Here is a 24,625-nt window from a genome sequence, read left to right as displayed (position 1 = left end):
CGGAACGACGGGTCAAATCTCGATCCAGCCTTTGTTTTGGGCGATCGCCACGGCGTCGATCCGGTTTTTGGCTTCGAGCTTCTGCATGATTTCGGAGATATAGTTGCGCACTGTACCCGGAGATAAAAACAAGGTGCCGGAAATTTCGCCCACCGTCGATCCTTGAGCCAAATGCCGTAAAATATCCTGCTCCCGCTCCGTGAGCGGGTTTTCTTGTTCCCACATCGAGTAGGCGAGCTCGGGACTGATGACCCGGCCGCCCGCATGAATGGTGCGCAGCGCGCCGGCCAGATCGGATACGGGGGCATCCTTCAACAGATACCCCTGTACCCCCGCCCGGATCGCGCGTTGAAAATAGCCGGTCCGGGCAAATGTCGTCACGATGACGACCCGACACCGGCTTCCCTCCGCCTTCAAGCGCTCGGCCACGTCAAGTCCGCTCAGCACCGGCATTTCAATGTCCATCACGCAAAGATCGGGGTCCAGGCTCAGGATAAGCCGCAGCGCTTCTTCCCCGTCCCCGGCCTGGCCGACGACCTCGATATCTTCTTCCATCGAAAGCAGCGTGCTCATCGCGCCACGCAGCATACCCTGGTCTTCCGCAATGACGATTTTCATCATTTCCCCTCCGTTTGCTGCCGTTTAACAACGTTCGGAACCGTAATGGTCAATGTCGTTCCCGTCTCCTCCCGCTTGGAGAACTCCAGCGTCCCTTCAATGAGCGTCAGCCTTTCCTTCATCCCCAGCAGGCCGCTTCCCGCCTGTCCAAGCTTGCTTCCCTCGCCGTCGATCCCGACGCCGTCGTCGTGTACCTTAAGTACATAGGAACCTGATTTCTCCATCAGCTCCACCTTGCAATGCTTCGCCTTGCTGTGCTTGACCACATTGGTTACAGCTTCCCGCAAGCACATGCTTAAGATATTCATCACGACGGGAGTCATCCGAATCCGCTCCGCATCCCCCGCCGTTTCGAAACCGATCCCGGCGGAGCTCAAAATTTGCCCGGCCTGCCGAAGCTCGTCCGAGAGATGCACCGCGCGCATATCGGAGATCAGCTCCCGGACCTGCTTCAGCACAGTTCTCGACGTTGTCTGGATATCCCTCGCTTCCTGCACCGCCCGTTCGGGATCGTGCGGGATGAGCCGCTCGACCAACTCGCCCTTCAGCGTGATCAGAGACAACGTATGACCGAGTGTATCGTGTAGGTCTCTGGCGATCCGCTGGCGCTCCTCATTTTTGATCAGCCGCTCGATCTCGTCGTTCGCATGCCGCAGCTGCTTGCGCAGCTCTTCCGCCTTACGGTGCGATTTCATGGCAAAGGGCAGCACGGCAAGAATGATCAGGCTGGGAATAAAATCGAATTGCACCGCCTCGCCCACTTTTTCGTAAAACAAATACATCGTCAAGACGAAGGCAGCCACCATATATGCGACGGAAAACGCCACTTTGCGGACGGTAGGGAGCATGCCGATAGCCATGATGCAGTAAAAGCCGAAATATAAAAAAGAGGGGGTATACACATACCCCAAAACGGCGACGGAAGTAATCTGGATCAGCGCATAAACGAAACGTCTCTCCCTATCCCACAACGCCTGCCGGAAAGCAAGTGCCAGGATAGCGACGCTCGTGTACCCGATCCACGCTGCACGGAAAGGCAGTTGCAGCAAGTAATATAAAGGGATCATCAAATTGATGATCCAAATGAAGCCGAAAGGCTTGAAATTTTCCGGAAAAAACCGGAATGGCAACCTTATCTTCATTTACACCGCTTCCTGTTTTTTGGCGAGATAAGAAGATAGTAGCACAAAAACGATCAAATACGCAGCCAAAACCGTCAAGCTGGTCCATTCGGGCAGATGGCCGGCAATGAGCGACCAGGTCCCGTTTCCGAAATTGTAAGACGGCGTCCAAACGGCGATGGCCTTCATCATCGGCGGCATCGCATCGACGGGCATCCATAGGCCACCGATCAGCGACAGCCCGATTTGCAGCAGACTGGCGATCACTTGGGCGAATTCCGCCTTTTTGACCATGCCGACGAGTGTGCCGAGCGCAAGGAACGTAAGCGAACCGATCAAAAGCCATAAGCCGCAGCCGACCCATTGCGCCATGCTGAGCTGAACCCCTTTAATCAAGCCGCCCGCCAAAAACATGACGGCGATAATCGCCGCATTCACCACCGACATGGAAACGATTTTGGCGCCGACGTATGCGCCGGAAGGCAGCGGCGTCACATGCAGACAGCGCACCCAACCTTGCGCCCGCTCCTGGGACATGCGGACTCCGAGCGTATTAATGCTGATGGACAGCAGCCCGAAGGCGGTCATCGACATGAGATAATACGTTTTCCAGACGGTACCACCCATACCGGCATCGCCCCCGGCGGAATTCGTAAAAATAAGATAAAACAGCATCGGAACGCCGATGGAAAATATAACGACCTTTTTGTTGCGAAGCGAGCGCAAAAGCTCTGCCTTGCATTGGGCAATAAACATATTCATTTTCGTCATCCTCCTGTGCTTTCGAGTGGGTTAGACCGCTTCCGGCGAGCCGACCAGCGATTGGAAAGCATCTTCCAGCCCGCCTTTGTGTGTCTCGATATCGTGAATGTCCAGATCGCTGCGGATCAGCGCGTAGAGCAGGCCGTCCGTATCACTGCCGTACACCTTCACGCGATGGCCGGCCCACTGCACGTCGGCCACGCCGGGCAGGTCCAGCAGCTGGTGGGTCTTCACATTCGATCCGGCAGTGAAAGACACGTGCCGGTTGCCGGCGCTTTCCTTAATCTCGTCCAACGTTCCGTCGGCGATGATTTTGCCCTGGTTGACGACGACGACCCGGTCGGCGATGCTGTCGGCTTCCTCCAAATAGTGGGTCGTCAAAATAATCGTCCGTCCGCTGCCGGCAAAGGAGCGGATCGTCCGCCAAAACAGCTGCCGCGACGTCACGTCCATCCCCACCGTCGGTTCGTCCAGAAATATCAATTCCGGGTCGCCAGCCATCGCCAATGCGAAGCCCAGACGACGCATCTGTCCCCCAGACAGCGAGGTGGCGTACTTGCCCCGTTCGTCTTCGAGCCCGGAAATTCGCAGCAGCTCTCCGATCGATAACGGGTTTGTATAGTAACTGCGGAACAGATTGATCGTCTCCTCCACCTTCAGGCTGTCGATCACGCTTACCTCCTGCAGCATCGCGCCGATCCGGTTGCGAACGGCCCGATCCCGCGGACTGCCGCCCATCAACCGCACGGTGCCTGCCGTGGGGGAAGTCAGCCCCAATACCATGTTAACGGTCGTCGATTTGCCTGCGCCGTTGGGGCCAAGCAGCGCCACGATGCTACCTTGCTCAATATGCAGCGTCATGTCGTCCACGGCTTTTTTCTCGCGGTATTGCTTGGTTACATGTTCAAGTTCGATCGCGTGCTTCATGATTTCATCACCTTTGCTGTTCGGGTTAACTTTCTTGTTTGAATCATATAATGCCGCGGTTTGGCGCTGTAGTTATTCGTATCATCTCTTTCGGGTGATAAATATCATCTCGTGCGCGCGAACTCGAACTCTTCGCTTCCGGCATTGTGTTATTTTACATTATTGATTATTATGGATGTAAACGGTAATGAAAGTTTCAGAAAATCATACCGTGTGGTGATAACTGATGAACTGGACCTTGGCCTTGGCAAACGAAACGGTTGTTTTCCCGAGAAGCTGCAGTCTCATCGTGGTAGGCGAAACCAAAGAGGGCTCGCCCTTTTGCTACGAGGACAATTTTACGCTTCTCAAGGGTTCAGCGGAGGAACTGACGGTCACGCTCGACGCCGCGTCGATCCATCCGCTGGAGAAGCTGCATCATGTATGCTTTATTGAATTTTCTTTCCGCGAGCAGGGCATTCTGTATTATGCTTTGGTTGATCTGCTGCATTTGGAAACGAAGCGCAATGTGTGCACGTTGACCTTAACCGCGCCGCTGGAGCTGAAGCAGTCGCAAAAAAGGCGCTATCCGCGTATTGCCCTGCCTACCCGCACGCCGGTTACTTCCCGGATCGTCGGGGTACGGGAGCAAATATCGCATCAGAACGTGGCGTTTACGGGACAAATCCTGGATTTGTCCAGCGGAGGAATGGCGTTTATGACGTCGACCCGCGTGTTTTGCCCGCTCGAATTGGAATTATCTTTTGTTCTTCCCGGCATTGCCCAGAAGATTACGGTCTATGGGGAAATCGTGCGCGTGGCCCATTTCAGCAGCGATGCTTACCGGGTAGCCGTACGGTTCCATCGTGTTCCGGACAGCACTGCCGCGCTTATGGAGGAGTATTGCTCCGCTTCGGGAGCCGACAGCTGACGAAAGCGGATAGTTATAGGAGGATAACCGGTTGAAATACAATGTGATACACCGCGGCGATGACATCTCCATTCAATTGATGCACAGGTTTCACGAATTGATCCGTCAGTACGGGCTCATTCACGAAGAGGCGTCCCCCGATATCGTACTGTCCATTGGCGGCGACGGGACGCTGCTTCATGCGTTTCATCAATATAAGGACCAGCTCGATCACATTGCATTTACCGGTATTCACACCGGAAGACTCGGTTTTTATGCCGACTGGAAGCCGGATGAAGTCGAGCTGCTTGCCCAACTGATGGGCGAGAGCGCCAACCAAAACGACCTGCGCGCCGTCAAATATCCTTTGGTCGAGATCCAGATCACGACTCCCCAAGGAATCGAAACGGAGCTTGCGCTGAACGAATTTACGCTGAAAGGCGTCGACGCCACGCTGGTTGCCCAGTTGCATATTAACGACGAGCTGCTCGAGACGTTCCGCGGCGACGGCATCTGTATCTCCACACCGTCGGGAAGCACCGCCTACAACAAAAGCTTGGGCGGCGCCATCGTGCACCCGTCGCTCGACGCCATTCAGATTGCAGAGATCGCATCGATCAACAACCGCGTATTCCGTACGCTCGGTTCGCCGATCTTGCTGCCGAAGCACCACCACTGCGACATCTACCCGCGCGCGAACCAAAATATTTTGCTATCGCTCGATCACTTGTACATGCAGCGCAACGATATCATTTCTATCCGCAGTCTGGTCGCCGCCGGCAAAAAGGTCAAATTCGCCCGCTTCCGCCCGTTTCCGTTCTGGAGCCGCGTACGCGAAGCTTTCATCGGCTATGACATGGTCTGATTACGCTGCAATAGGCTGACGCAAAAAGACCCGCTGCCCCGTCCTCCCCGCACGTTCGCAGGGAGCCGGAGCATCGGGTCTTTCTTTGTCGTTACGCCTCCACGCGGGACGATTCCGTCTTGGGCTTCGGCGGATTTTGGGAGGGCTGTCCGCCTTTCGGCTTGGATGTGTGCCCCTGCTGCCTGTTCTGGCCCTGGCCTTGATGCCGGCCCCCGGATCTTCCCTCGCCCTGCCGCCCAGAACCGTGCTGCGATTTGGACTGGTTTTGGCCGCCGGATTGCTGGCCTTGCCCGTGGCGGGAGCCATACGTCTTGCCGGACGGGTTGTACCGTTGATGCTGTGGCGTGCGAGGGGCCGCAGCAGCGGCCGTGTCCTCATGCCGGTGTACGGAGGCTTCAGCCGTTACAGCGGGCTGCGCGCCTTGTTCCGTCCCTGCGCCTGCCTCGGCTGCCGGACTATCCTCATAGAAGTCCCCCGGCGACCCGGTCGGTTCCACTCCGCTCTTGTTCGGCACCTTCTCAATGATGAAATAGGCGCAGCCAAAATTGCAGTATTCGTTCAAATAATCCTGAAGCGTGGAGATCATGCTGTCCTTCGTCGCTTTCGGATGGTTGTCCTTAAAAAATCCGCGCAGCCGGAGCTGGCTGTAGCCCCAGTCGCCTACAATATAATCGTACCGCTCCAGCACCTCGCTGTACCGGTCGCGGAACGCCTCGAAACGCCAGCCGTTCTTATGGTCAACGACTACTTCGTACGTTTTGCCCGCAATATGAATCACCGTTTCACCTCCCCAGTTTTACGACTGCTTCGCCGATTGGACCTGTTCATGCGCATGATACGAGCTGCGAACGAGCGGACCGGACTCCACGTGGCTGAACCCGCGTTTCAAGCCCTCCTGCTTCAGCTCTGCGAATTGCTCCGGCGTGTAGTACTTGGATACCGGCAAATGCTTGAGCGAAGGCTGCAAGTATTGGCCGATCGTCATAATGGAGCAATCGACGGCGCGCAAGTCGTCCATCGTCTGTAAAATTTCGTCCCATGTCTCTCCGACGCCGAGCATGATGCTCGATTTCGTCGGGATCGAAGGGGCAATCCGCTTGGAGCGCTCAAGCAGCTCCAACGAACGGCGGTATTTGGCCTTGGCCCGCACCTTGTCGGACAGCCGCTCCACCGTCTCCACGTTGTGGTTCAAAATATCGGGCTTCGCTTCCAGCACGGTGCGAAGCGCCTCCTCGTCCCCCTGAAAATCGGGAATGAGCACTTCGACCCCGGCCAGCGGCAGACGCCCCCGGATCGCCCGGATCGTTGCGGCGAACACCGAAGCCCCGCCGTCCTTCAGGTCGTCACGCGCAACGGATGTCACGACGACATGGCGCAGACCCATCTGCTCCGACGCCTCTGCGACGCGCTCCGGCTCCTGCAGATCCAGCTCCGTCGGCATCCCGGTATTGACGGCGCAGAATCGGCACGCCCGCGTACAGATGTCGCCCAGAATCATAAAGGTGGCGGTCCGGGCCGCCCAGCACTCATGGATGTTCGGGCACTTTGCTTCCTCGCATACGGTGTGCAGCGTTTTGCCGCGCATCATGTTTTTCAGCTCTTTGTAATTGTCTCCCGTCGTCAGCTTGATTTTCAGCCATTCGGGCTTGCGTTCTATTTGATGAGTCGCCATGGATGCACTCCTGTTCCGCAGCAAGCTTTTTCTTGTGCTTGGATTTGAAGCTATTATATCACGAATAGGCCAACAATCCACTTTCGAAATTACTTTGGGAGTTGAAATATGGTACACTGAGGAAAGGGTTTGGGAGCGGGAGGTTCGAACATTTACGATGATGAACATCGACAACATACTTAAGCTGGTACAATCCGGTGATCTGGACATCGCCGAAGCCAAACGACTGCTGGAGGAAGGGCTGTCCGGGGCGCATACCGCCCCGGCCGGCCGCCCGGAAACGGCCGTTCAGGCCGTTAAAACGCCGGAGCAGCCGGCAATCGATAAAACGATAATAGACGCCTCCGGGGAAACGCCGATGCGCCGCAAGGCGTCCTTCCTATCGCTTTCGGAGGACGCCGTCGACGACAGCCTAGGCTATGCGCAGCTCGATCTGAGCCGTCCGGCGCGGACCGGCTTCCCCGAGGTCATCTACGGGGAAAGCAAATCGGCGGAGCAAATCGCCGCGATCTTCGAGCGGCTGGCCGCCCATACGGACCGCGTGCTGGCGACGCGCGTCGACGCGGATAAAGCCGCCTATGTCATGCAGCGCATCCCGGGGGTGAAGCATCACCCCGAGGCGCGGGCGCTGACTTGGCTGCGGAGCGGCGAAGCCGTGCCGGACGGCGGCAGCTACATCGCCGTCGTCTGCGCAGGCACGTCGGACGTGCCTGTGGCGGAGGAAGCCGCCGTGACGGCCGAGTGCCTGGGCTCCCGCGTGGAGCGCGTCTACGACGTCGGCGTGGCCGGTATTCACCGGCTGTTCCGCCGGCTGCCGGTCATCCGCGGAGCGAGCGCAGTCGTGGTCGTCGCCGGGATGGAAGGGGCGCTCGCCAGCGTCTTGGGCGGCCTGGTGGCCGTGCCGGTCATTGCGGTGCCGACGAGCGTCGGCTACGGAGCCAGCTTTCAAGGCGTCGCCGCGCTGCTATCCATGCTCAACGCCTGTGCGCCCGGCATTTCCGTCGTCAACATCGACAACGGGTTCGGCGCCGGCTATAACGCTGCATTAATCCATCAAAACGGGACAAAGAGGGATGAAACGTGAAAATCTTGTATTTGGACTGCTTCTCTGGAATCAGCGGCGATATGACGCTCGGCGCGCTTGTCGACGCCGGCGCGGACCGTCACTATATCGAAGAAGAGCTTCGCAAAATTCAGATCGAGCCGTTCACGCTGGAATGGAGACGCGTGAACAAGCGCGGCATATCCGCGCTCAAGCTCGATGTCGTCCTTGATCCGCATACGCCGCCGGCGCACCATCGCCATTACTCGGAAATCGTGGAGCTGATTCATCGTGCCGGCTTCAACGAGCGCGTCGTCAAGCTGAGCCTCGCGATTTTCGAGAAGATCGGGGTAGCGGAAGCGAAAATACATAACATCCCGATCGAGCGCGTTCATTTTCACGAAGTCGGCGCGATCGATTCGATCGTCGATGTGATCGGGGTAGCGTTGGCCATCGATTCGCTGGAAATCGAGAAAATTTTGTCCTCCGCCGTACCTCTCGGCTCCGGCACGGTGCATTGCGATCATGGCATTTATCCGGTGCCGGCCCCGGCTACGCTGGAAATGATGAAAGGGCTGCCCATCGCGCCGACCTCGTACTCGCTGGAGATGACAACACCGACAGGCGCAGGCATCGTCTCCGGACTCGTCGACGAATTCGCCAAGGGTCTTCCGCCGATGATCGTGGAGTCGATCGGCTACGGGGCCGGAACACGCGATTTGCCGAACCAGCCTAACGTGCTGCGCGTCGTCGTCGGTCAGGCCGATCCCTATTTGAGCAAGTGGCAGGTGCACCATGAAGAGTTTTCACACGAACACGTTCACGGACATCATCAGCCAGAGCACCATCATCACGAGCACTCGCATGAGCACGGCCATGGGCACCATCATCACGAACACTCGCACGAGCACGGCCATGAGCACCATCATCACGAGCACTCGCACGAGCACGAGCATGAGCACGGGCACCATCATCGCGGGCATTCGCACGAGCACGGCCATGAGCATGGGCACGAAAAACATAGCCATGACGAGCATTCACACGATGAGGAGCACCCTCACGTACACCACAAGCATGACAATGACGGTCCGGATGATACTTGCATACGGCAATAGGTAAACCGAGCGGCCTTTTCCTCCGGGAAAAGGCCGCTTTTTCGTTCTCTGCTTTACTACGATCGAACGGCCAACGGACGGCTTCCGCCGGCAGAAACGCAAGGTCTGCTTCGGAAGAACCGTCCGTTTGCCCGTTTAAGCGCGGCTGCGCTCCATAAACCGCCGCCGCACCTCGTCGTACACTTGCTTGAGCGGCACGCCGTACGTTTTGGCCGCCTGCTCGCATTCCTTAAACTCCGGGGCGAACTGGACGAGCTCACCCTGATGGAACCCCGCTTTTACCTGAATGGGCCCCCAGGGCGTATCAACCCTGTGAAACTCTCTTCCCAGACGATGGCAAGAGGCCCGCAAATAACGCAAGCCAAGCGTCGTCGTTTCCCGGAAAATGACTTCCTCCATTCGCTTCACGCCCTCATCGTCGGTCAGTACGTTCAGCATGACGCCGGGGCGCCCTTTTTTCATAATAATCGGAATCCAGTATACGTCGTTGGCCCCCTGCTCCAGCAGCAGGTCGGTCACGTACGAACAATATTCCGGATTCATGTCGTCGATATTGGCCTGCAAAATGAGCATGCGGTCATCTATATGCTCTTCCCGGTGATCAAACGGCATCCGGCATCCCCCCACGCCTCCATCATATCAAACCGGACAAGGGATAAAAAGGCAGCGGCCCGCACATGCTACAGTTAAATGAAACCAGCGTATCGATACCCGAACGAAGGAGGCAGCTATATCGTATGGCGGCAGCCCATGCACGATTGTTAACCGCAGCGGCTTTGTGCGCCGCGCTGCTCGTTGGCCCGGCAGCAGGGGGATTGGAAAACCGGGGGTTCGCCTACGCTCCCGCAGCCAAAACTCCTGCATTACCGAAAGCAAGCAAGGCGGTGAATGGAATGAAAGCCGTGTTCGCCGAGCGTAAGGATCTGTTCGACAAAGTCAGTGCGATTACCGGCATTCCCTGGCATTATTTGGCAGCCGTCGATCAATACGAACGGACGATCAATCTCGCGAAAAAACGCCCGGCCCCTGACGGACTAATCGCCATCTATTTTACCGATCTGCAGTGGGGTGGCATACTCAACCCCGACCACGAAGACAAAAATGCGAACAGCATTCAATGGTTCGGAGGAATCGGCAGGGACGGCTCAGGGGATGGCTTGGCAGACCGGATGAACGATCTTGACCGGCTGTATTCGATGGCTGTCAATATGCTCAAAAAAGGAAGCGCCGAGGAAGACCTCCGCATCGGACTTTGGGATTATTACCAAAATACCCGGAGCGTCGAACGGATTCAGCAATTCGCCCGGATCTACGCCCATTTCGATACGCTCGACCTGTACGAGCACTGCTTCGTTATGCCGCTTAGCGCCGATTATTCCTATCGCAGCACATGGGGCGCCAGCCGCGGCTGGGGCGGATACCGCATCCACGAAGGAACCGACATCTTCGCCGGCTACGGCGTTCCGGTGCGCAGCGCTACGTACGGCGTCATCGAAGTGATGGGCTGGAATCCGTACGGCGGCTGGCGCATCGGGATCCGCGATTTAAACAACGTGTATCATTATTACGCGCATTTGTCTGGCTTTAACAAAAAAGAAGTGCAGCAGGGCAGTATCGTAAAGCCCGGCCAAGTGGTCGGTTGGGTAGGCAGCTCCGGCTATGGGAAGCCCGGTACGTCCGGGAAGTTTCCGCCCCATCTGCATTACGGATTGTACCGGGACAACGGGCTGACGGAATGGTCCTTCGATCCGTACCCCCATTTGCGCAAATGGGAGCGGGAAGAGCGCATGCGGCGCAAGACGACCACACCGTGACGGAGCTTCCTTTCGCCTAAGATAAGTATACATTTGCAAATGATCCGGTGCGTAAACGCGGAGGCTTCCGTGAATCCCGTACCGGATTTATTTTGCTTTCGGCTCGACGGACGACTCCTTGCTTCGCGCCTCCGAAGCGTCGGGCTTCGCCGCCGGAACATTGACATTCGGGAGCGAGATTCCCGGGGGCAGCGGCCCCGACTGGCCGACCGGATTGCCCCGGCCGTCAAAATAATAGGTAGGCACATCTCCGACTACCAGCGAATAGGATACGGGCAGCTCCGTTTCCATCACTTCGGGCGCGGAATCGAATGGAATAATGACCGTCATTTCGACCGTCACATGAACGTATACCTCCACCAAAATCATATTGATACCTGCACTCTGATAGCGCGTGTTCAGCTCCACCTTGGCCGTGCCCGCAGGTACGAGCCGGATCGGAATATTCGGCCCGAACGAAGCGAGAAGCGGCGAATGCATCGCCTGACCGAGCGGGATATGCTCCGGTACGGAGCCTACGGCTTCGAGCTGCTTGGTGACAATATTGACCGTATCGGCGGTAATCCGGCTATGCTCCGCATAATTTAACATGAAGCCCGTAATTTTGCCGCTGTTGTCGGTACGCCAATCGATCAGCTTCTCGAAATTGGTGCTCTGCGCCATCCGGTCCGCGATCGCCGAATTGATCGCCTCCGTCGCGATCTGCTTCACGCGCACCCGGGCCAAATGCACCAGCGGCTCCTTTAAATTTCGCTCGACATACAAATAAGCCTGCATGCAGAGAAGCAGCAGAACGACCAGCACGATCAACAGCGTGCGCTTCAGCTTGCTTTTGCCCGAGGGACTGCTTCTCCATCTGCGCCTCAGCACCGCGGCTCCCCCTTCCCCGGCCTGTACGGCCCGTCTGTTACAGCCTATGCGGACCGACCGGGAAAAAGACGGCGCGGATGGAAACGAACGGCGCGGCTTTCAGGCTGAAGCAAAAAAACCGCCTTTCGCAAGGAAAGGCGGTTGGGCATGGAGCCTCGCGGCTTTACGGCTTGATGCGGAGCAGCCGCATACCGTTGGCAATGACGATAAGCGAGCTGCCCGTGTCGGCCAGCACCGCCAGCCAGAGCGTCGAAGCTCCGAAGAAGATGAGAGCGAGAAAGACTGCCTTCACAAGCAGGGAAAAGGCGATATTTTGCTTAATAATCCTCAGCGCACGGCGGCTTAGCCGCACCGTGTACGCCAGTTTGGACAGATCGTCCGCCATCAGGGCGACATCGGCCGTTTCAAGCGCCGTGTCGGTGCCGGCTGCCCCCATTGCGATGCCTACGGTAGCCGTGGCCAGCGCAGGCGCATCGTTGACGCCGTCCCCCACCATCGCGACATGCCCGTGCTCGTTCATCAGCTCGCGGACGGCGGTTACTTTATCCTGCGGCAGCAGCTCGGCGCGGTAGGCGATCCCGCCCAGCTTGGAGGCGGTCGCCTCGGCCGTTCCCCGGTTGTCGCCGGTCAGCATCACCGCTTGACGGATGCCTGCGGCGCGAAGCTGCTCCAATGCCGTACGGCTGTTCGGACGAAGCTCGTCGGAGGCCGCGAAGACAGCCCACGGCTCCTCCGCCGTACCCAGCACCATGACGGTGTTTCCTTGGCCTTCCAGCCGCTCCAGCTCTCCCTGCAGCGATTCCAGGGAAACGCCCAGCTCTTGGACGAACCACCGGGGGCTCCCGATAAAGAATAAGCTGCCGCCGACTTGCGCTTTAGCCCCGCGTCCGGGCACGGCGGCAAACTCCGTGATGTCCGCAAGCGGCACGCCCTCCCGCTTTGCTTTTCTAACGATCGCCTCGCCGACAGGATGCCCTGACCGGGCCTCGATCCCTCCTGCGATCGTGAGCACCTCTTCCGCAGTTCTTCCTCCCAGCGGAATGCATTCCGTCACCTCGGGCACGCCGGCCGTCAACGTGCCGGTCTTGTCGAAGGCGACGGCCTCTACGGCGCCGAGCCGTTCCAAATACGCGCCGCCCTTGATCAATACGCCGTGTCTCGCCGCGTTGCCGATCGCCGATACGATGCTGACGGGCGTAGAAATGACCAAGGCGCAAGGGCAAGACACGACGAGCATCATCAACGCGCGGTAAAACCACGGCTCGAACGGCTGGCCGAACGCCAGCGTGGGAATCACCGCAATCCCAAGCGCAATAAGAAGCACGGCAGGGGTATAGTACTTTGCAAAGGCGTCGATGAACCGCTGCGACGGCGCTTTCTGCACCTGAGCGTCCTCGACCATACGAATGATGCGGGACAGCGTGTTGTCTTCCACGCGCCGGGTTACCCGGATTTCCAGCGCCCCTTCCCCGTTGATCGTACCGGCGAACGCTTCGCTGCCCGTTTCTTTGAGCACCGGAACGGATTCGCCCGTAATCGGAGCTTGATTCACCGACGAAGTTCCTTGAACGACCATCCCGTCCATGGCGATTTTTTCGCCGGGCTTCACGAGCAGAATGTCCCCGACTTCGATCTGCCCCGTCGGCAGCTTCATCTCGCTGCCTTGCCTGCGGACCAGCGCCTCCTTGGGCGACAAATCCATCAATCCGCGGATCGACCTGCGGGTCCGGTCCATCGTGTAGGCTTCAAGCGTCTCGCCGAGCGAGAAAAGCACCACAACGGCGGCCCCTTCCTCCCACTGCCCGATGCAGCCGGCGCCGATCGCGGCTACGGTCATAAGCAGATCCATGCCGATCGTCCCCGACTTGAGCCCGTAGATGCCGGTACGCGCGATGCGGAATCCGCCGATCACCATGGCCGCTACATACAGCAGCGTGACGACCGACTCCGGCGCGACTTTGATTGAGGCAAGCAGCCAAGCAACCAAAAACACCGCTCCAGATACCGCCGTCGGCACCGCTTTTTTGTTGCGTTTCCAGAACGGCTGCTCTCCGTGGGTCCCGGGCAGCGTGCCGTTGTCGGCGATGGCCGTGTAGCCCGCCTGCCTTACCGTCTGCATGACGGCTTCCCCGGCCGTCCCGTCATGAATGACGGTCATTTTGGCGGCCCCGTAATTGACCGAAGCGATCCGGACGGTCGCCAGCGCCCCGACCCGTTTCTCCAGCTTCCGCGCGCAATCCGCGCAGTCCATTCCTTCGATGCGGTACACGCTGGATATCGCTCCGGCCGCAGCAGCTTCCGCAGCCGCCGCCGCCAGGGCGGCATTGGCCGCATCCTCCTCGTGGCTGCTTCCGCAGCCGCAGGCGCCGTGATCGTGGCTATGACCGTGGTCGTGGCTGTGGTCATGATCATGATGATCCCCGCAGCCGCAAGCGTCATGGCTGTGGCTGTGATCGTGAGCGTCACCGTGATTGTGACTGCGATCATGACCATGCTTGTGATCATGACCATGCTCGTGGTCGTGTCCGCACCCGGCATCATGCGTATGCTCTAGTTCTTGGCCGTGCCGGGGATCGCCGTTTCCATGAACGTCAGGCTTGCTGCCGTGCGGCGCTCCAGCCCCGCAGCAGGATGGTTTGCCGGACATATCTCCATCTCCTCTATGCAATACATGATTAATTGTTCATACGTTTATTACCATCTTATGTCATCCAGCGCAGATCTGTCAACCGTCGTTCGCCCTTCTTTTGAACCAGCGATGAAAAAGAAATATAAAAAAAGCAGGAGGATCTCCCCCTGCTTTAGTATGCTCACTTACCGCTAGACGTGCTTGACGTGCTGCAGCATCTGCACGAAAATTTGCTCGATATGCTCGTCGTCGAGCGAGTAGAATACCGTCTTCCCTACTTTGCGCCGCTTTACGATACGTAAATTGCGCAAGTAGCGAAGCTGATGCGAAATCGCCGACTGCCCCATTTCCAGAACCAAGGTCAGGTCATGCACGCAGAGCTCTTTTTGCAGCAGCGTATATATAATCTTCACCCGCGTCGGGTCGCCCAGCGCTTTGAATACGTCCGCCAGTCCGGCCGCCGTCGCTTCCGGGATCAAACTTTCCTTCAAATCATCAATCTGAGAGGTGCCTTCACAGGTCTCATCGCATTGTTCTTGCAGCACTTTTTCCAAGACATCACACCGCCTTCATCCTAAATCAAGCTTATCCGTTGCTCCCATTATAACAGAAAACCGAATGGGTTGCCGGATCTCCTTCAGCTTATTAGTAATAATTATAATTTAGCATCTGCAATTTGCAATCGTCCCTTGACTCTCTATGTATAACTGTTATATTTATAGTATAACAGTTATAACTACAAGCTTGGGGGAACAGCATATGAGCAAACGATGGAATCACAGCATGCAACAATTGGCCGTCGGTTCGCTGCTTGCGGCGGCGATCGTCCAACCGGCACACGCCCTGGCAGAAAGCACACCGGCGGAGCAGATGAGCGCTCAAGAAGCGGCAGCAGCCAAAGAAGCCGATACCGGCTCTTCCAGCACACTCGCACGGATGGTCCCGCTGCGGGCCGTCGCCGAAGCCATCGGTGCGGGAGTCGAATGGGAGACGGAGAACAGGCTGGTTACCGTCACCCGGGGCGCGGCCAAACTCGCCGTAAACATCGGCGAACGGAGCGCAAAAGTCAATGAATCCACAACGATCTCCATGACGCGGGAAGCTGCAATCGTTAACGATACGACGATAATTCCGCTGGATACGATCCGGCAAGCCTTTCAAGTCTCCATCGAGTGGGACGACGCAAACGGGCTGACCATCGATCCTTCCGATGTGACCACAGCGGGGAGCCACTTCATTTACCTGCTGCAAAACGGTCAATTTCAAGCGGCAAGTCTGATGCTGAGCGACAAGCTGCGGGCCGGGCTGCCGGAAGCGAAGCTTGCGGGGTACTGGACCAGCAATACCGGCATCCTAGGGGCGCCGAAACGGCTCATCTCGCTCAAGCGGGAAATTTCGGCGGTCCAACGCAACGCCCTGCTCGGCTATATGACGGAAAAATCGACGCCGCTGGGCATCGCCGTCCGGTTCGACGCGAACGGCAAAATCGACGATATTTTCATGCCTCTTTCTCCCGCTGGCAATTACCGCGAGCCGGAGTACGACAAGTGGGAGCTCTATTCGGAGGAGGAAGTGACGGTCGGCGAAGGCGAAGCGCCGCTCCCCGGCACGCTGACGCTGCCGAAGGGCGAAGGGCCGTTCCCCGCCATCGTGCTCGTCCACGGCTCCGGGCCGAACGACCGCGACGAAACGCTCGGCAGCTACAAGACGTTCCGCGATCTGGCCGTCGGTCTGGCCGCCAACAACATCGCCGTGCTGCGCTACGAGAAGCGGACGCGGGTGCACACGCTCAAGAGCGCGCTCCATCCGGCCTTTACCGTCAAGGAAGAAACGGTTGACGATGCGATCGCCGCGGTACATACGCTGCAAAAGGACCGCCGCATCGATGCGAAGCGCATCATCGTCCTCGGCCACAGCCAGGGCGGGATGCTGGTCCCGTCCATCATCGAATCCGACAAGCAGAAAAGCATTGCCGGAGCGATTGTGATGGCCGGCCCTTCCCAACCGTTAGAGGATCTCGTTCTGGAGCAAAATAAACAAGCGCTCGCATGGGCGAAGGAAGCGGGGCAGCCGACTGAAGGGCTGGAGCAGCAGGTGAAAGCGATGGAGCATCAAGTCGCTCTTTTGAAGGACCCGCAATATTCCGCCGCGAACATACCGAAAGATTTTGCGCTGGGCAATCCGGTCTGGTGGTTCGACTTCCGGAACTATCGGGGCGGGGAAATCGCCAAGCGTCAATCGACGCCGCTCCTCATCCTGCAGGGCGACAACGATTTTCAAGTGACCGCAAGCAATCTGGACGGCTGGAAGTCCGCCCTGTCTGCGCGCCAGGACGTCGTATACAAGCTTTATCCGAAGCTGAACCACGGGTTCGTCGAGTCCGATCAGCCTTCCACCGGCAAGGAATACGCCCTTCCCGGCAACGTGCCGTCCTACGTGATTGACGATATCGCCGGGTGGCTGAAAGGCAAAAACTAATTTTGAGGCCGGACCACGGGGATAACCCCGGAAGCCCAAGGTACGAGGGGATTTCATGATTATTAAATTGGATTTACAGTCGGAGACTCCAATTTACACCCAGTTGATGAATCAAATTCTCGAAGGCATCGCAAGCGGCGCCTTGAAGCCCGGCGAGGCGCTTCCCTCCGTGCGCAGTCTCGCTTCGGATATCGGCATCAATCTGCATACCGTGAATAAAGCCTACACGCTCCTGAAGCAGGAAGGCTTCATTCAAGTTCATCGCCAAAAAGGGGTTGTCGTCCAACCGGACGGCATGCCGCAGGTAACCGAGGCGTATAAACATAAATTGCGTGAGCAGCTGACGCCGATCGCAGCCGAGGCCATCTGCCGCGGGATGCGCGAGGAGGAGCTGCTCGGGTTTATCCAGGGCATTTTCCGCGAAATCAAAGGGAACTAAGGAGGGGATTACATGCATATTGGAATCGCGTTGCTGGTCGCCGCCATTTTTGTGCCGGTCCTTGTGATGCTGGCCGGTTTGCCGTATTTTACGAGAACGACAAATCATTTTGGCGTATCGATCGATTCGCGGCATTATCACGATCCCGAGCTGCAATCGATGCGCCGCCGCTATGCCTGGTGGAACGGGGCGATCGGAGCCGTGCTCCTCATCGTCTTGATTTTTGGCATCCAGCGAACGAACGAGACGCAGCAGGGACTGTTCATCATCGGCTTTACCTTGGCGCTTTTGGCGGCGGCGACGGTCAGCTTCCTCGTCTATTACAACAAAATGAAGCTGTGGAAGGCCGCGCGTCCCACACAGGACGCCAGCGCCCGGTTCATTGCCGTCGACACCTCGTTCCGGAACCGGAAAACGACGTATTCCGACTGGTGGTATCTGGTTCATCTGGCCTTCGTCGCTCTGTGCGCCGTCATTGCTTTGTTGAATTACGACAAGCTTCCAGATATTCTCGTATCGCGGTACGATATGCAGGGTAACCCGACAGCCACCGAGCCTAAAACGTATTGGAACGTCTTTTTCCCGAACGTGATGCAGTTGGTCCTGATCTTCATCTTCGCGTCCATCAATACGGTGATTCGCAATAGCAAACAGCAGATCGACGCGAATGCGCCTGAGCAGTCGCGCGAGCAGAACATCCGATTCCGCCGGATCTGGTCCCTCGTGTTGATGGTCATGGGCTTCTTGATGCTCGTGCTGTTCTCGTTCATCCAGTTTTTCTTGCTATTTCCCTTTGATGGCTCGGTACTCGTCACCGTGGCGATCACGATTCCCGCTCTGATATTAATCTTGGTTCTCGTGGTCTCGTTCATTACCGGGCAAGGCGGGAGCCGGCTCGGCGGATCGACCGCAACGGACGGGAAGCTGGTGCACGGGGTGGCCGATGACGACAAGTATTGGAAGCTGGGATCGATCTACTATAATCCCAACGATCCTTCGCTGTTTATCGAGAAGCGGGTCGGCATCGGCTGGACGATCAACGCAGCCCGGCCGATGGCGTGGGTCATTATGCTGGCGCCGCTTGTGCTGATCGGGGCGATCCTGGTCATCGCGGCCATCAAAGGCTGAGCGCGGGCTTCAGGATACCGGTCAGACGTTGAATCGGACTTCGAATTAGATAGCACGGCAGCAATCCGTCCCCTGAAGGCGGGCTTGCTGCCGTTTGCTGTTCATAGCCCTGTGCGTGCACGGCTTGACAATTGGAGAGGTCCGACTATAATTTGAGTACATACTCAATTTCTTTTGAAAGAAGGACGAATGATGGCGAGAGGCGAAAAGAACGATCCCGAGCTGAAAAAACAAAAAATCGTCGCCACGGCCCTCCGCCTTTTTTCCGGGAAAGGCTATCATGCGACCACGACCAAGGAAATTGCCGAGGAAGGCGGCGTAACGGAAGGCTTAATCTTCTACTACTTCGGCGGCAAGCGCAAGCTGCTCATGCATATCGTTAACAGCTTCTCCTTCGCGCTGCTGGCGCAGGACGGCGCGGACCGGTGGAAACGGCTGCCGCTGGACGAAGCGCTGGTACAGTACGGATGCCAGTATCTGCAATTTTTGAAGGAGAACCGGGAGTACCTGCTGCTGATCTGGTCCCCGGAGATGATGCGGGATGAGGCCGTTTCTCAGGAAGTGCTCCGGCTTATCGGAAGCATCGGCGCTTCCGGAAGCGGCATTTTGAAGCAGTCGGCCCCCGTTGGGCAAATAAGCGAGCAAACCTATCACGTTGCCGCAACGATGCTTAACGCGTCAATTCTGCTTTATTTCGCGCTGCATTCCCGCTTCAGCAGCGAGATGGCCGTGCTGGGCGACGAAGAAGCTTATATTCGCCAACTGGTCGGCCTGATGCTCCACGGTCTTTACAGGGGTGATGCGTAATGCGTTCCGCTGAAAGACCAATTTTTTTGCAGAATTTTTGAGTGCACACTCAAATTCAACTCAATAATAAACAAACCAAGGAGGAATCGAACATGCTCACATTACTGAACGATTGGATTTCCCTGCACACGTTGATCTGGCTCCTGCCGGTCGCCTTCTTCCTTCATGACGGCGAGGAAATCGTCGTCGTGGAACGCTGGATACGGCCGCGCAAGCACACCTTGCCCCCGTTGATGCAGCGGGCGCTGAATTGGGACAAAAGCATTACCGTTCAGTTCGCGACAGCCGTCGCGCTGATCGGATCGCTGATCTGCCTTGGCGCAAACATTGCCGCAACAGCAGTGGAGGACGGCGGGAAGCTCGGCCCCGTCTTCGTCGGCATGGTCGCGGTCATGCTGCTGGACGGCATCAAACATGTAGGCTTATCGCTGGGGAAGCGGAGCTATACCGTCGGAGCCGTAACCGCCGCGCTGGTGGAAATCCCGTATGCCTCGTACGCCCTTTACCGCTTTTATGAGGCGGACTTGGTAGAGTCAGCCGCCTTATGGCTCGGCATGGGCATCGTGCTCCCGCTTGTGTTCCTTCTTATCGGAATCGGGTTTACGCTCGGCCGGTGGATCTCCCCCTATCGCAGACCCGTAGCGGGGCCGGGCCGCCGTTTGTAGGAGCCTCTGCTATAAGCCCGCGGAACGCTCTATTCGACGCGACCGCTCCACAGCGATCCCCCGCACCTTCCGGCAGATTCATGCGCATATTTTCGGCAGGCTAGTCAAATAATGGATATGTCATGAAGAGCTTTCACTACTGGGAGGCAAAAGTGAAATGAAAGATAACCATTCAAACGGAACTTCGGTTGAGGGTGTCGGAGGATCGCCCGACGAGCGGCGTTCGCCGGGCGAAACCGATACGACGCTGACGGATCGGCAGGGCCATCCCATTGCGGACAACCAGAACATCCGGACCGTGGGCAATCGGGGGCCGTCCACACTTGAAAACTACCATTTTATCGAGAAAATCTCGCATTTCGACCGGGAACGCATTCCCGAGAGGGTCGTCCATGCCCGCGGAGCGGGGGCTCACGGCTACTTCGAGGCCTACGGCAAAGTCGGAGACGAGCCGGTCGCGCGGTACACGCGGGCGAAGCTGTTTCAGGAAGCCGGGAAACGGACTCCCGTCTTCGCCCGCTTCTCCACCGTCGTTCACGGCGGACATTCGCCCGAGACGCTCCGCGATCCCCGCGGCTTCGCGACCAAGTTTTATACGGAGGATGGGAACTGGGATTTGGTCGGGAACAATCTGAAAATCTTTTTCATCCGCGATCCTCTCAAGTTTCCCGACATGGTCCATTCGTTCCGTCCGGACCCTGTGACGAATCTTAACGACCCGGAGCGCATGTTCGATTTTCTCGCGGGCACGCCGGAAGCGACGCATATGGTGACCTTCGTCTTCTCTCCTTGGGGAATTCCGGCGAATTACAGACAGATGCAGGGGTCCGGCGTCAATACGTACAAGTGGGTCAACGCCAACGGCGAGGCGGTCTTGGTTAAATACCACTGGGAGCCGCTGAAGCAGGGTATCAAAAATTTAACCCAACACGAAGCCGAGGGGATTCAAGCCAAAAATTACAGCCATGCGACCCAGGACCTGTACGAGGCGATCGAGCGCGGCGAATTTCCGGAATGGGAGCTCTGCGTTCAAATCTTAAGCGACGACGAGCATCCCGAACTCGACTTCGATCCGCTGGACCCGACCAAGCTGTGGGATCAGGAGCGCTTTCCCTTTTTGCCGGTCGGAAAAATGGTGCTGGACCGGAATCCCGAGAACTATTTCGCAGAGGTCGAACAGGCGGCCTTCGGGACGGGCGTCTTGGTAGACGGCCTCGATTTCTCCGACGACAAGCTGCTGCAAGGACGGACGTTTTCCTACTCGGATACGCAGCGGCACCGGGTCGGCACCAACTATCTCCAGCTCCCGATCAATGCGCCCAAGAAGCACGTCGCCACCAATCAGCGCGACGGGCAAATGACCTACTACGTGGACCGCGCCGAGGGGCAAAGTCCGCATGTCAACTATGAGCCCTCGCTGCTGGACGGGCTGACCGAAGCGAAGCCACAGGGCAAAGACCATGAACCCGCTTATCAGGCGAAGCTCGTGCACCACAAGATCTACCGGACGAACGATTTCAAGCAGGCGGGAGAAACGTACCGGAAATTCGAGAAGTGGGAACGTGACGAATTGATCGGTAACCTAGTCGCTGCGCTTCAAGTATGCCGGCCTCCGATCCGTCAGCGGATGATTGACTATTTTACGCAAGCCGATCCCGAGTACGGGCGGCGCGTCGCTGAAGGTCTGGCCCAGGCCGATGCCGGTTCGCCGCATCTCGGCTCCGTTTCCGCGCAGCAAGGCGCAGACTTGGCGGAGCGGATGGGGCGCAGAACGGACGGCTACTGACCGGCCGTCTCCGGCTTCTGCTGGCAGTACAGCCCGTCATGGTCCGTCCATTCCGCGTATAGCACATCCTGCGGCCGTCCGATTCCTGCGGCTTGAAGCTCGCCGAACAGCCACGCCTCGTCCCGGCCGAGAGCTTCGAGCCTTTGCCGCCGAATGTGCCCGTTCTCGATCAGCACAACCGGCAGGGACATCGGAACGTCGGGCAGACGCAAGTCCTTTCGCGTTACGCTGTCCGCTTCCGTCCGTTTCATCACACTGATGCTCCCGTTCGTCTCGAACACGGCGAAAGCGACCTCCCGTATGGAAAATACGCTTTGCTCCCGGAGCATTGTGAGCAATTGGTCGAAATCGAGATTGTTGCGCTTCATCGCCTGCCAATCGATTCGGCCGTTGTCAATAATGAGATCGGCCGTCCCGTTCAGCGGCTTGGACAGCCACGGAACGTACTGCACGAGCTTCTCCAGCGCCAACGACATCACGGTCCACAGCGCGAGCGCATAAAGCAGCTGCTCCAGCCCGACGTCACGGTCATACAGCGTATTGCCGACAATTTCGCTGAGCATTAACGAGGAGACGAAATCGAAAGCGGTCAGCTGGGAAATTTCCTTTTTGCCGAGCAATCTCGTGATGATCCACAGCCCCGCAAGTCCCGACGCGAGCTTGACGGTAATATAGGCGAAGTCCGTCATCAAAAGCCCTCCTCCGAAAAAGGAAGTTGTGTCCTTCCTTACCCGGGGAGGGCATCGTTTGAACCCGCAGAATCATCCGTTAAGCCACCTAAAGAACCAATGCAAAAAGACCAGAGACCCGATAATCGCAAGGTAACGAAGCTTCCGGGGCGTCCGAATCCACAGCTTCAGTAAGCGCATGTTGTTCCCGCTCCCTGTTTGGTTGTTCATCCACCGTACCCTCCCCTTTACTCCAGCCTCGAACAAATCAGCTCGCCCGTCCGGGCATCGATCCAACGGATTTCCCGGCCTTTTTCCTTGTGCACCAAACGGTACTTCAAAGCGTAACGGCGCCTTTTGCCGTTGCCCGAGTAATCGATCTCCCACCCCAGCTTCAGGTCGAGAGCTTCCGCATAAATCCGGCGCGCTTCCGACTCGTTTATGAGCGGTGTTACCTCGACGGCCTGCAATTGGGCAGGATCGACGGATTGAGCCATCACGTGTCCGATCCGTCCCGACGTCTTGTTGACGGACAACCGGATGTGCTTCAGCTCCAGCCAGACGCCCTGCTTCCCGATGCGGAAATCGAAATGCTCCCTGTCGGAATCGGACGCTTCCTCCTGCTGCCGCAGCTGTAAAAATGGCGCCAGCCCGGGCTGCATGCGGGCCAAAAATCCGAGCGCGATGTCCAAGCACGCGTCCCGTGTCAGCCGCTGCTCCCCCGGAATCTCCTCTTCAAAACGAATAAACGACACCAGCTTTCCGCTGACCGGATCGATCTTCGCTTTCAGCGTCTCCTCCGTCCGCTGCCGGAAAAAGGCGTCCAGCGAACGGTCTTCTGTCTCAACCGGCTGCCAATCGCGCCGCCGCCAGACCATACCGGTCATGCAGTCGTCCATTTCTACTTCCCTCAGCAGCTCGTACCGCTCCGGATCGATGCCAAGAAGCTCTTGAACGTCCTGCGCCGTCCGGACAGCCGGAGCCTCGACCGCAGGCAGCTCGGGCACGGGCAGCCATACGGCCGGCTCCTCGGTTTCCGTGTCTTCGTCGGCCGCTTCGCGGACTTCTTCCGTCCCGTCCGCCCGGAAGTGCATCCAGCGGCTGCTCGGTTCGTAGACCAGTCTCAGCTCCTCCTTTTCCGTGTCGTCGACGGACTTGTGAAGGAAGTCCAGCCGCAGGTCCAGCTTGGCGGTATCCGCAATCTGGCACAGCAGTTGCTCCTTCGGAACAATCGACTCCGGGACTTTCGGCTTCGTCTGCCGGCCAAAATACCGGAAGTCGCTGACGATGCCGCTGCGGTGAATCTTGACCCGGAAGCCCGACATCGGCAGCGGCAGCCCCATGACCTCCTGCTCGTAGAAAAAAAGCGTCCCGGAATCCGCGGACTTGGTGCGCGTCAGGGAAAACGGCTTCAGTACGCCCGGATAATGGTCGAGCGCGAACTTCTCCGCCCGGAGCCGCAATTGTTCTATGGACAGCTCCGGCAAATCGCCGGCCGCCTCCTCCACATCGATCGTATACTCGATCAGATCCCCCTGATCGTTAAGCTCCACGGACAAGCCCCTATCCTTGCCGGGCTTGCTCCATACGGGGTCCTCGCCCGCTTTGGTCCAGACGAACATCGCCCGTCCGCCTTCGCGCTTGTCTTCGTGGTAATCCGCAATCGTAAGCACGTACGCTTCCGGGATGTCGAAGAGCTCCTCCGACCGCAGCTTCAACTCGGCCAGCCTGTGCTGCAAAGCTTCCTCGGCGGATAATTCGGATGCCCCGGCCGCTGGAGACGGGTTTGAGCCTGCCGATTCGTCCGGGTTATCGTATCGTTTGCGCAATTCCTTCAACCCCCTGTGCAAAATGGTTTTCACCGTGCCTGTCGGCTTGCGGAGCAAAACGGCGATCTCCTCGATCGTCATATCGTGCCAATATTTGAACGCGATCACCTGTCTCTGCTTCGGCTCCAGCTGCCGGACCGCCGTACGCAAGTCAAGACGGTCGTCGGGATCGGCCGCAAGAGCCGGCTGACGTTCGGCCCAACGGCTGTCGTCCGGCACCAGCCGCTGCCGCTTGTCCAATACCGTCAACGCGCAGTTGATGACGATGCGGGTCAGCCAAGTGGCGAAAAACTGCGGCTGCTTCAGCTTCGGCAGTCCGACAAGCGCCTTGTAGATCGCCTCGTGAACCACATCCTCCGCGTCCATGTCCTGCCGCACGTAATAATAGGCAATCCGGCGGAGGCGGTCCTGCTGTTCCTCGATCAGAGCCAGAAAGGCCGCGTGATTTCCCGCTTGGGCTTCTCTCACCCGGTCGCTTCGGTTCATGTCCTTCCCCTCCCG

At 57.8% G+C, this 24,625-nt stretch carries 24 protein-coding genes; 11 read left to right on the top strand and 13 right to left on the bottom strand.

Annotated elements, in window-relative coordinates:
- Positions 1 to 12: 12 nt before the first annotated feature.
- From PEL01S_RS19470 to PEL01S_RS19455, 4 genes are read right to left on the bottom strand one after another with little or no spacing between them, the layout of a single operon-like run.
- Positions 13 to 621, bottom strand: coding sequence for a response regulator transcription factor (locus PEL01S_RS19470; protein WP_127461481.1), 609 nt, complete (start codon positions 619 to 621; stop codon positions 13 to 15).
- On the bottom strand, positions 618 to 1,760 hold the full coding sequence (locus PEL01S_RS19465) for a sensor histidine kinase (protein ID WP_127461480.1): 1,143 nt from the start codon (positions 1,758 to 1,760) through the stop codon (positions 618 to 620). Before PEL01S_RS19465 ends, PEL01S_RS19470 begins: the two co-directional genes overlap by 4 nt.
- A complete protein-coding gene (locus tag PEL01S_RS19460) occupies positions 1,761 to 2,501 on the bottom strand; it encodes an ABC transporter permease (protein WP_127461479.1) in 741 nt (246 codons plus the stop codon).
- A gap of 30 nt (positions 2,502 to 2,531) precedes the next feature.
- On the bottom strand, positions 2,532 to 3,428 hold the full coding sequence (locus PEL01S_RS19455) for an ABC transporter ATP-binding protein (RefSeq protein ID WP_127461478.1): 897 nt from the start codon (positions 3,426 to 3,428) through the stop codon (positions 2,532 to 2,534).
- A gap of 226 nt (positions 3,429 to 3,654) precedes the next feature.
- Between PEL01S_RS19455 and PEL01S_RS19450 the strand changes: the two genes are divergently transcribed.
- Both PEL01S_RS19450 and PEL01S_RS19445 read left to right on the top strand, forming a co-directional pair.
- Complete coding sequence (locus PEL01S_RS19450; RefSeq protein WP_063184061.1) at positions 3,655 to 4,338, top strand: flagellar brake protein; 684 nt, start codon at positions 3,655 to 3,657, stop codon at positions 4,336 to 4,338.
- 31 nt (positions 4,339 to 4,369) lie between these two features.
- Positions 4,370 to 5,182 carry an NAD kinase gene (locus PEL01S_RS19445; RefSeq protein ID WP_010496445.1) on the top strand — a complete coding sequence of 271 codons (813 nt, stop codon included), beginning with the start codon at positions 4,370 to 4,372 and terminating at the stop codon, positions 5,180 to 5,182.
- Positions 5,183 to 5,273: 91 nt separating this feature from the next.
- Here the strand turns inward: PEL01S_RS19445 and PEL01S_RS35320 are convergent, their stop codons facing one another.
- Both PEL01S_RS35320 and lipA read right to left on the bottom strand, forming a co-directional pair.
- Positions 5,274 to 5,960 (bottom strand): YutD family protein, encoded by a 687-nt coding sequence (locus PEL01S_RS35320; RefSeq protein ID WP_063184060.1) that lies wholly within the window; start codon positions 5,958 to 5,960, stop codon positions 5,274 to 5,276.
- An 18-nt stretch (positions 5,961 to 5,978) separates the two neighbouring features.
- Positions 5,979 to 6,854: a lipoyl synthase gene (gene lipA, locus PEL01S_RS19435; protein WP_054974066.1), complete on the bottom strand. Its 876-nt coding sequence runs from the start codon at positions 6,852 to 6,854 to the stop codon at positions 5,979 to 5,981.
- A gap of 157 nt (positions 6,855 to 7,011) precedes the next feature.
- On the opposite strand from lipA, the gene larB reads away from it, so the two are divergent.
- Both larB and larC read left to right on the top strand, forming a co-directional pair.
- Positions 7,012 to 7,938, top strand: coding sequence for a nickel pincer cofactor biosynthesis protein LarB (larB, locus tag PEL01S_RS19430; protein ID WP_063184059.1), 927 nt, complete (start codon positions 7,012 to 7,014; stop codon positions 7,936 to 7,938).
- Positions 7,935 to 9,011: a nickel pincer cofactor biosynthesis protein LarC gene (gene larC, locus PEL01S_RS19425; protein WP_127461477.1), complete on the top strand. Its 1,077-nt coding sequence runs from the start codon at positions 7,935 to 7,937 to the stop codon at positions 9,009 to 9,011. Before larB ends, larC begins: the two co-directional genes overlap by 4 nt.
- 135 nt (positions 9,012 to 9,146) lie before the next feature.
- On the opposite strand, the gene larC2 is transcribed toward larC, so the two are convergent.
- On the bottom strand, positions 9,147 to 9,623 hold the full coding sequence (larC2, locus tag PEL01S_RS19420; RefSeq protein ID WP_127461476.1) for a nickel pincer cofactor biosynthesis protein LarC2: 477 nt from the start codon (positions 9,621 to 9,623) through the stop codon (positions 9,147 to 9,149).
- A 125-nt stretch (positions 9,624 to 9,748) separates the two neighbouring features.
- On the opposite strand from larC2, the gene PEL01S_RS19415 reads away from it, so the two are divergent.
- Positions 9,749 to 10,825 (top strand): M23 family metallopeptidase, encoded by a 1,077-nt coding sequence (locus tag PEL01S_RS19415; RefSeq protein ID WP_127461475.1) that lies wholly within the window; start codon positions 9,749 to 9,751, stop codon positions 10,823 to 10,825.
- Between the two features lie 87 nt (positions 10,826 to 10,912).
- Here PEL01S_RS19415 and yunB read toward each other — a convergent pair whose 3' ends face one another.
- From yunB to PEL01S_RS19400, 3 genes are all read right to left on the bottom strand, one after another.
- Positions 10,913 to 11,695 (bottom strand): sporulation protein YunB, encoded by a 783-nt coding sequence (gene yunB, locus PEL01S_RS19410; protein WP_108531270.1) that lies wholly within the window; start codon positions 11,693 to 11,695, stop codon positions 10,913 to 10,915.
- Between the two features lie 163 nt (positions 11,696 to 11,858).
- Positions 11,859 to 14,342 (bottom strand): heavy metal translocating P-type ATPase, encoded by a 2,484-nt coding sequence (locus PEL01S_RS19405; protein WP_255320135.1) that lies wholly within the window; start codon positions 14,340 to 14,342, stop codon positions 11,859 to 11,861.
- A 173-nt stretch (positions 14,343 to 14,515) separates the two neighbouring features.
- Entirely contained in the window at positions 14,516 to 14,878 is a 363-nt protein-coding gene (locus PEL01S_RS19400; protein ID WP_010496431.1) for an ArsR/SmtB family transcription factor, read from the bottom strand.
- A gap of 205 nt (positions 14,879 to 15,083) precedes the next feature.
- Here PEL01S_RS19400 and PEL01S_RS19395 point away from each other — a divergent pair, with 205 nt between their 5' ends.
- The 6 genes from PEL01S_RS19395 (at position 15,084) to PEL01S_RS19370 (ending at position 21,627) form a co-directional block, all read left to right on the top strand.
- A complete protein-coding gene (locus PEL01S_RS19395) occupies positions 15,084 to 16,802 on the top strand; it encodes an alpha/beta fold hydrolase (RefSeq protein WP_163768421.1) in 1,719 nt (572 codons plus the stop codon).
- Positions 16,803 to 16,857: 55 nt separating this feature from the next.
- Entirely contained in the window at positions 16,858 to 17,241 is a 384-nt protein-coding gene (locus PEL01S_RS19390) for a GntR family transcriptional regulator (protein ID WP_108531272.1), read from the top strand.
- Positions 17,242 to 17,253: 12 nt separating this feature from the next.
- The gene (locus PEL01S_RS19385) at positions 17,254 to 18,369 is read left to right on the top strand and encodes a DUF1648 domain-containing protein (RefSeq protein WP_127461473.1); all 1,116 of its coding nucleotides are present in this window, start codon (positions 17,254 to 17,256) and stop codon (positions 18,367 to 18,369) included.
- 192 nt (positions 18,370 to 18,561) lie between these two features.
- On the top strand, positions 18,562 to 19,176 hold the full coding sequence (locus PEL01S_RS19380; protein WP_127461472.1) for a TetR/AcrR family transcriptional regulator: 615 nt from the start codon (positions 18,562 to 18,564) through the stop codon (positions 19,174 to 19,176).
- Between the two features lie 92 nt (positions 19,177 to 19,268).
- Positions 19,269 to 19,841: an HXXEE domain-containing protein gene (locus PEL01S_RS19375; RefSeq protein ID WP_127461471.1), complete on the top strand. Its 573-nt coding sequence runs from the start codon at positions 19,269 to 19,271 to the stop codon at positions 19,839 to 19,841.
- Between the two features lie 157 nt (positions 19,842 to 19,998).
- The gene (locus tag PEL01S_RS19370) at positions 19,999 to 21,627 is read left to right on the top strand and encodes a catalase (protein WP_127461470.1); all 1,629 of its coding nucleotides are present in this window, start codon (positions 19,999 to 20,001) and stop codon (positions 21,625 to 21,627) included.
- On the opposite strand, the gene PEL01S_RS19365 is transcribed toward PEL01S_RS19370, so the two are convergent.
- From PEL01S_RS19365 to PEL01S_RS19360, 3 genes are all read right to left on the bottom strand, one after another.
- A complete protein-coding gene (locus tag PEL01S_RS19365; protein WP_127461469.1) occupies positions 21,621 to 22,316 on the bottom strand; it encodes a DUF421 domain-containing protein in 696 nt (231 codons plus the stop codon). The two genes, PEL01S_RS19370 and PEL01S_RS19365, sit on opposite strands and share 7 nt — an antisense overlap.
- A 72-nt stretch (positions 22,317 to 22,388) precedes the next feature.
- The gene (locus tag PEL01S_RS34575; RefSeq protein ID WP_163768424.1) at positions 22,389 to 22,526 is read right to left on the bottom strand and encodes a hypothetical protein; all 138 of its coding nucleotides are present in this window, start codon (positions 22,524 to 22,526) and stop codon (positions 22,389 to 22,391) included.
- 17 nt (positions 22,527 to 22,543) lie between these two features.
- Complete coding sequence (locus PEL01S_RS19360) at positions 22,544 to 24,610, bottom strand: sigma-70 family RNA polymerase sigma factor (RefSeq protein WP_127461468.1); 2,067 nt, start codon at positions 24,608 to 24,610, stop codon at positions 22,544 to 22,546.
- Positions 24,611 to 24,625 lie beyond the last annotated feature (15 nt).

It is taken from the genome of Paenibacillus elgii NBRC 100335 (genome assembly GCF_004000865.1).
In the GTDB taxonomy this organism is placed as follows: domain Bacteria; phylum Bacillota; class Bacilli; order Paenibacillales; family NBRC-103111; genus Paenibacillus_G; species Paenibacillus_G elgii.
This window is presented reverse-complemented; position numbering and strand designations above follow the sequence as displayed.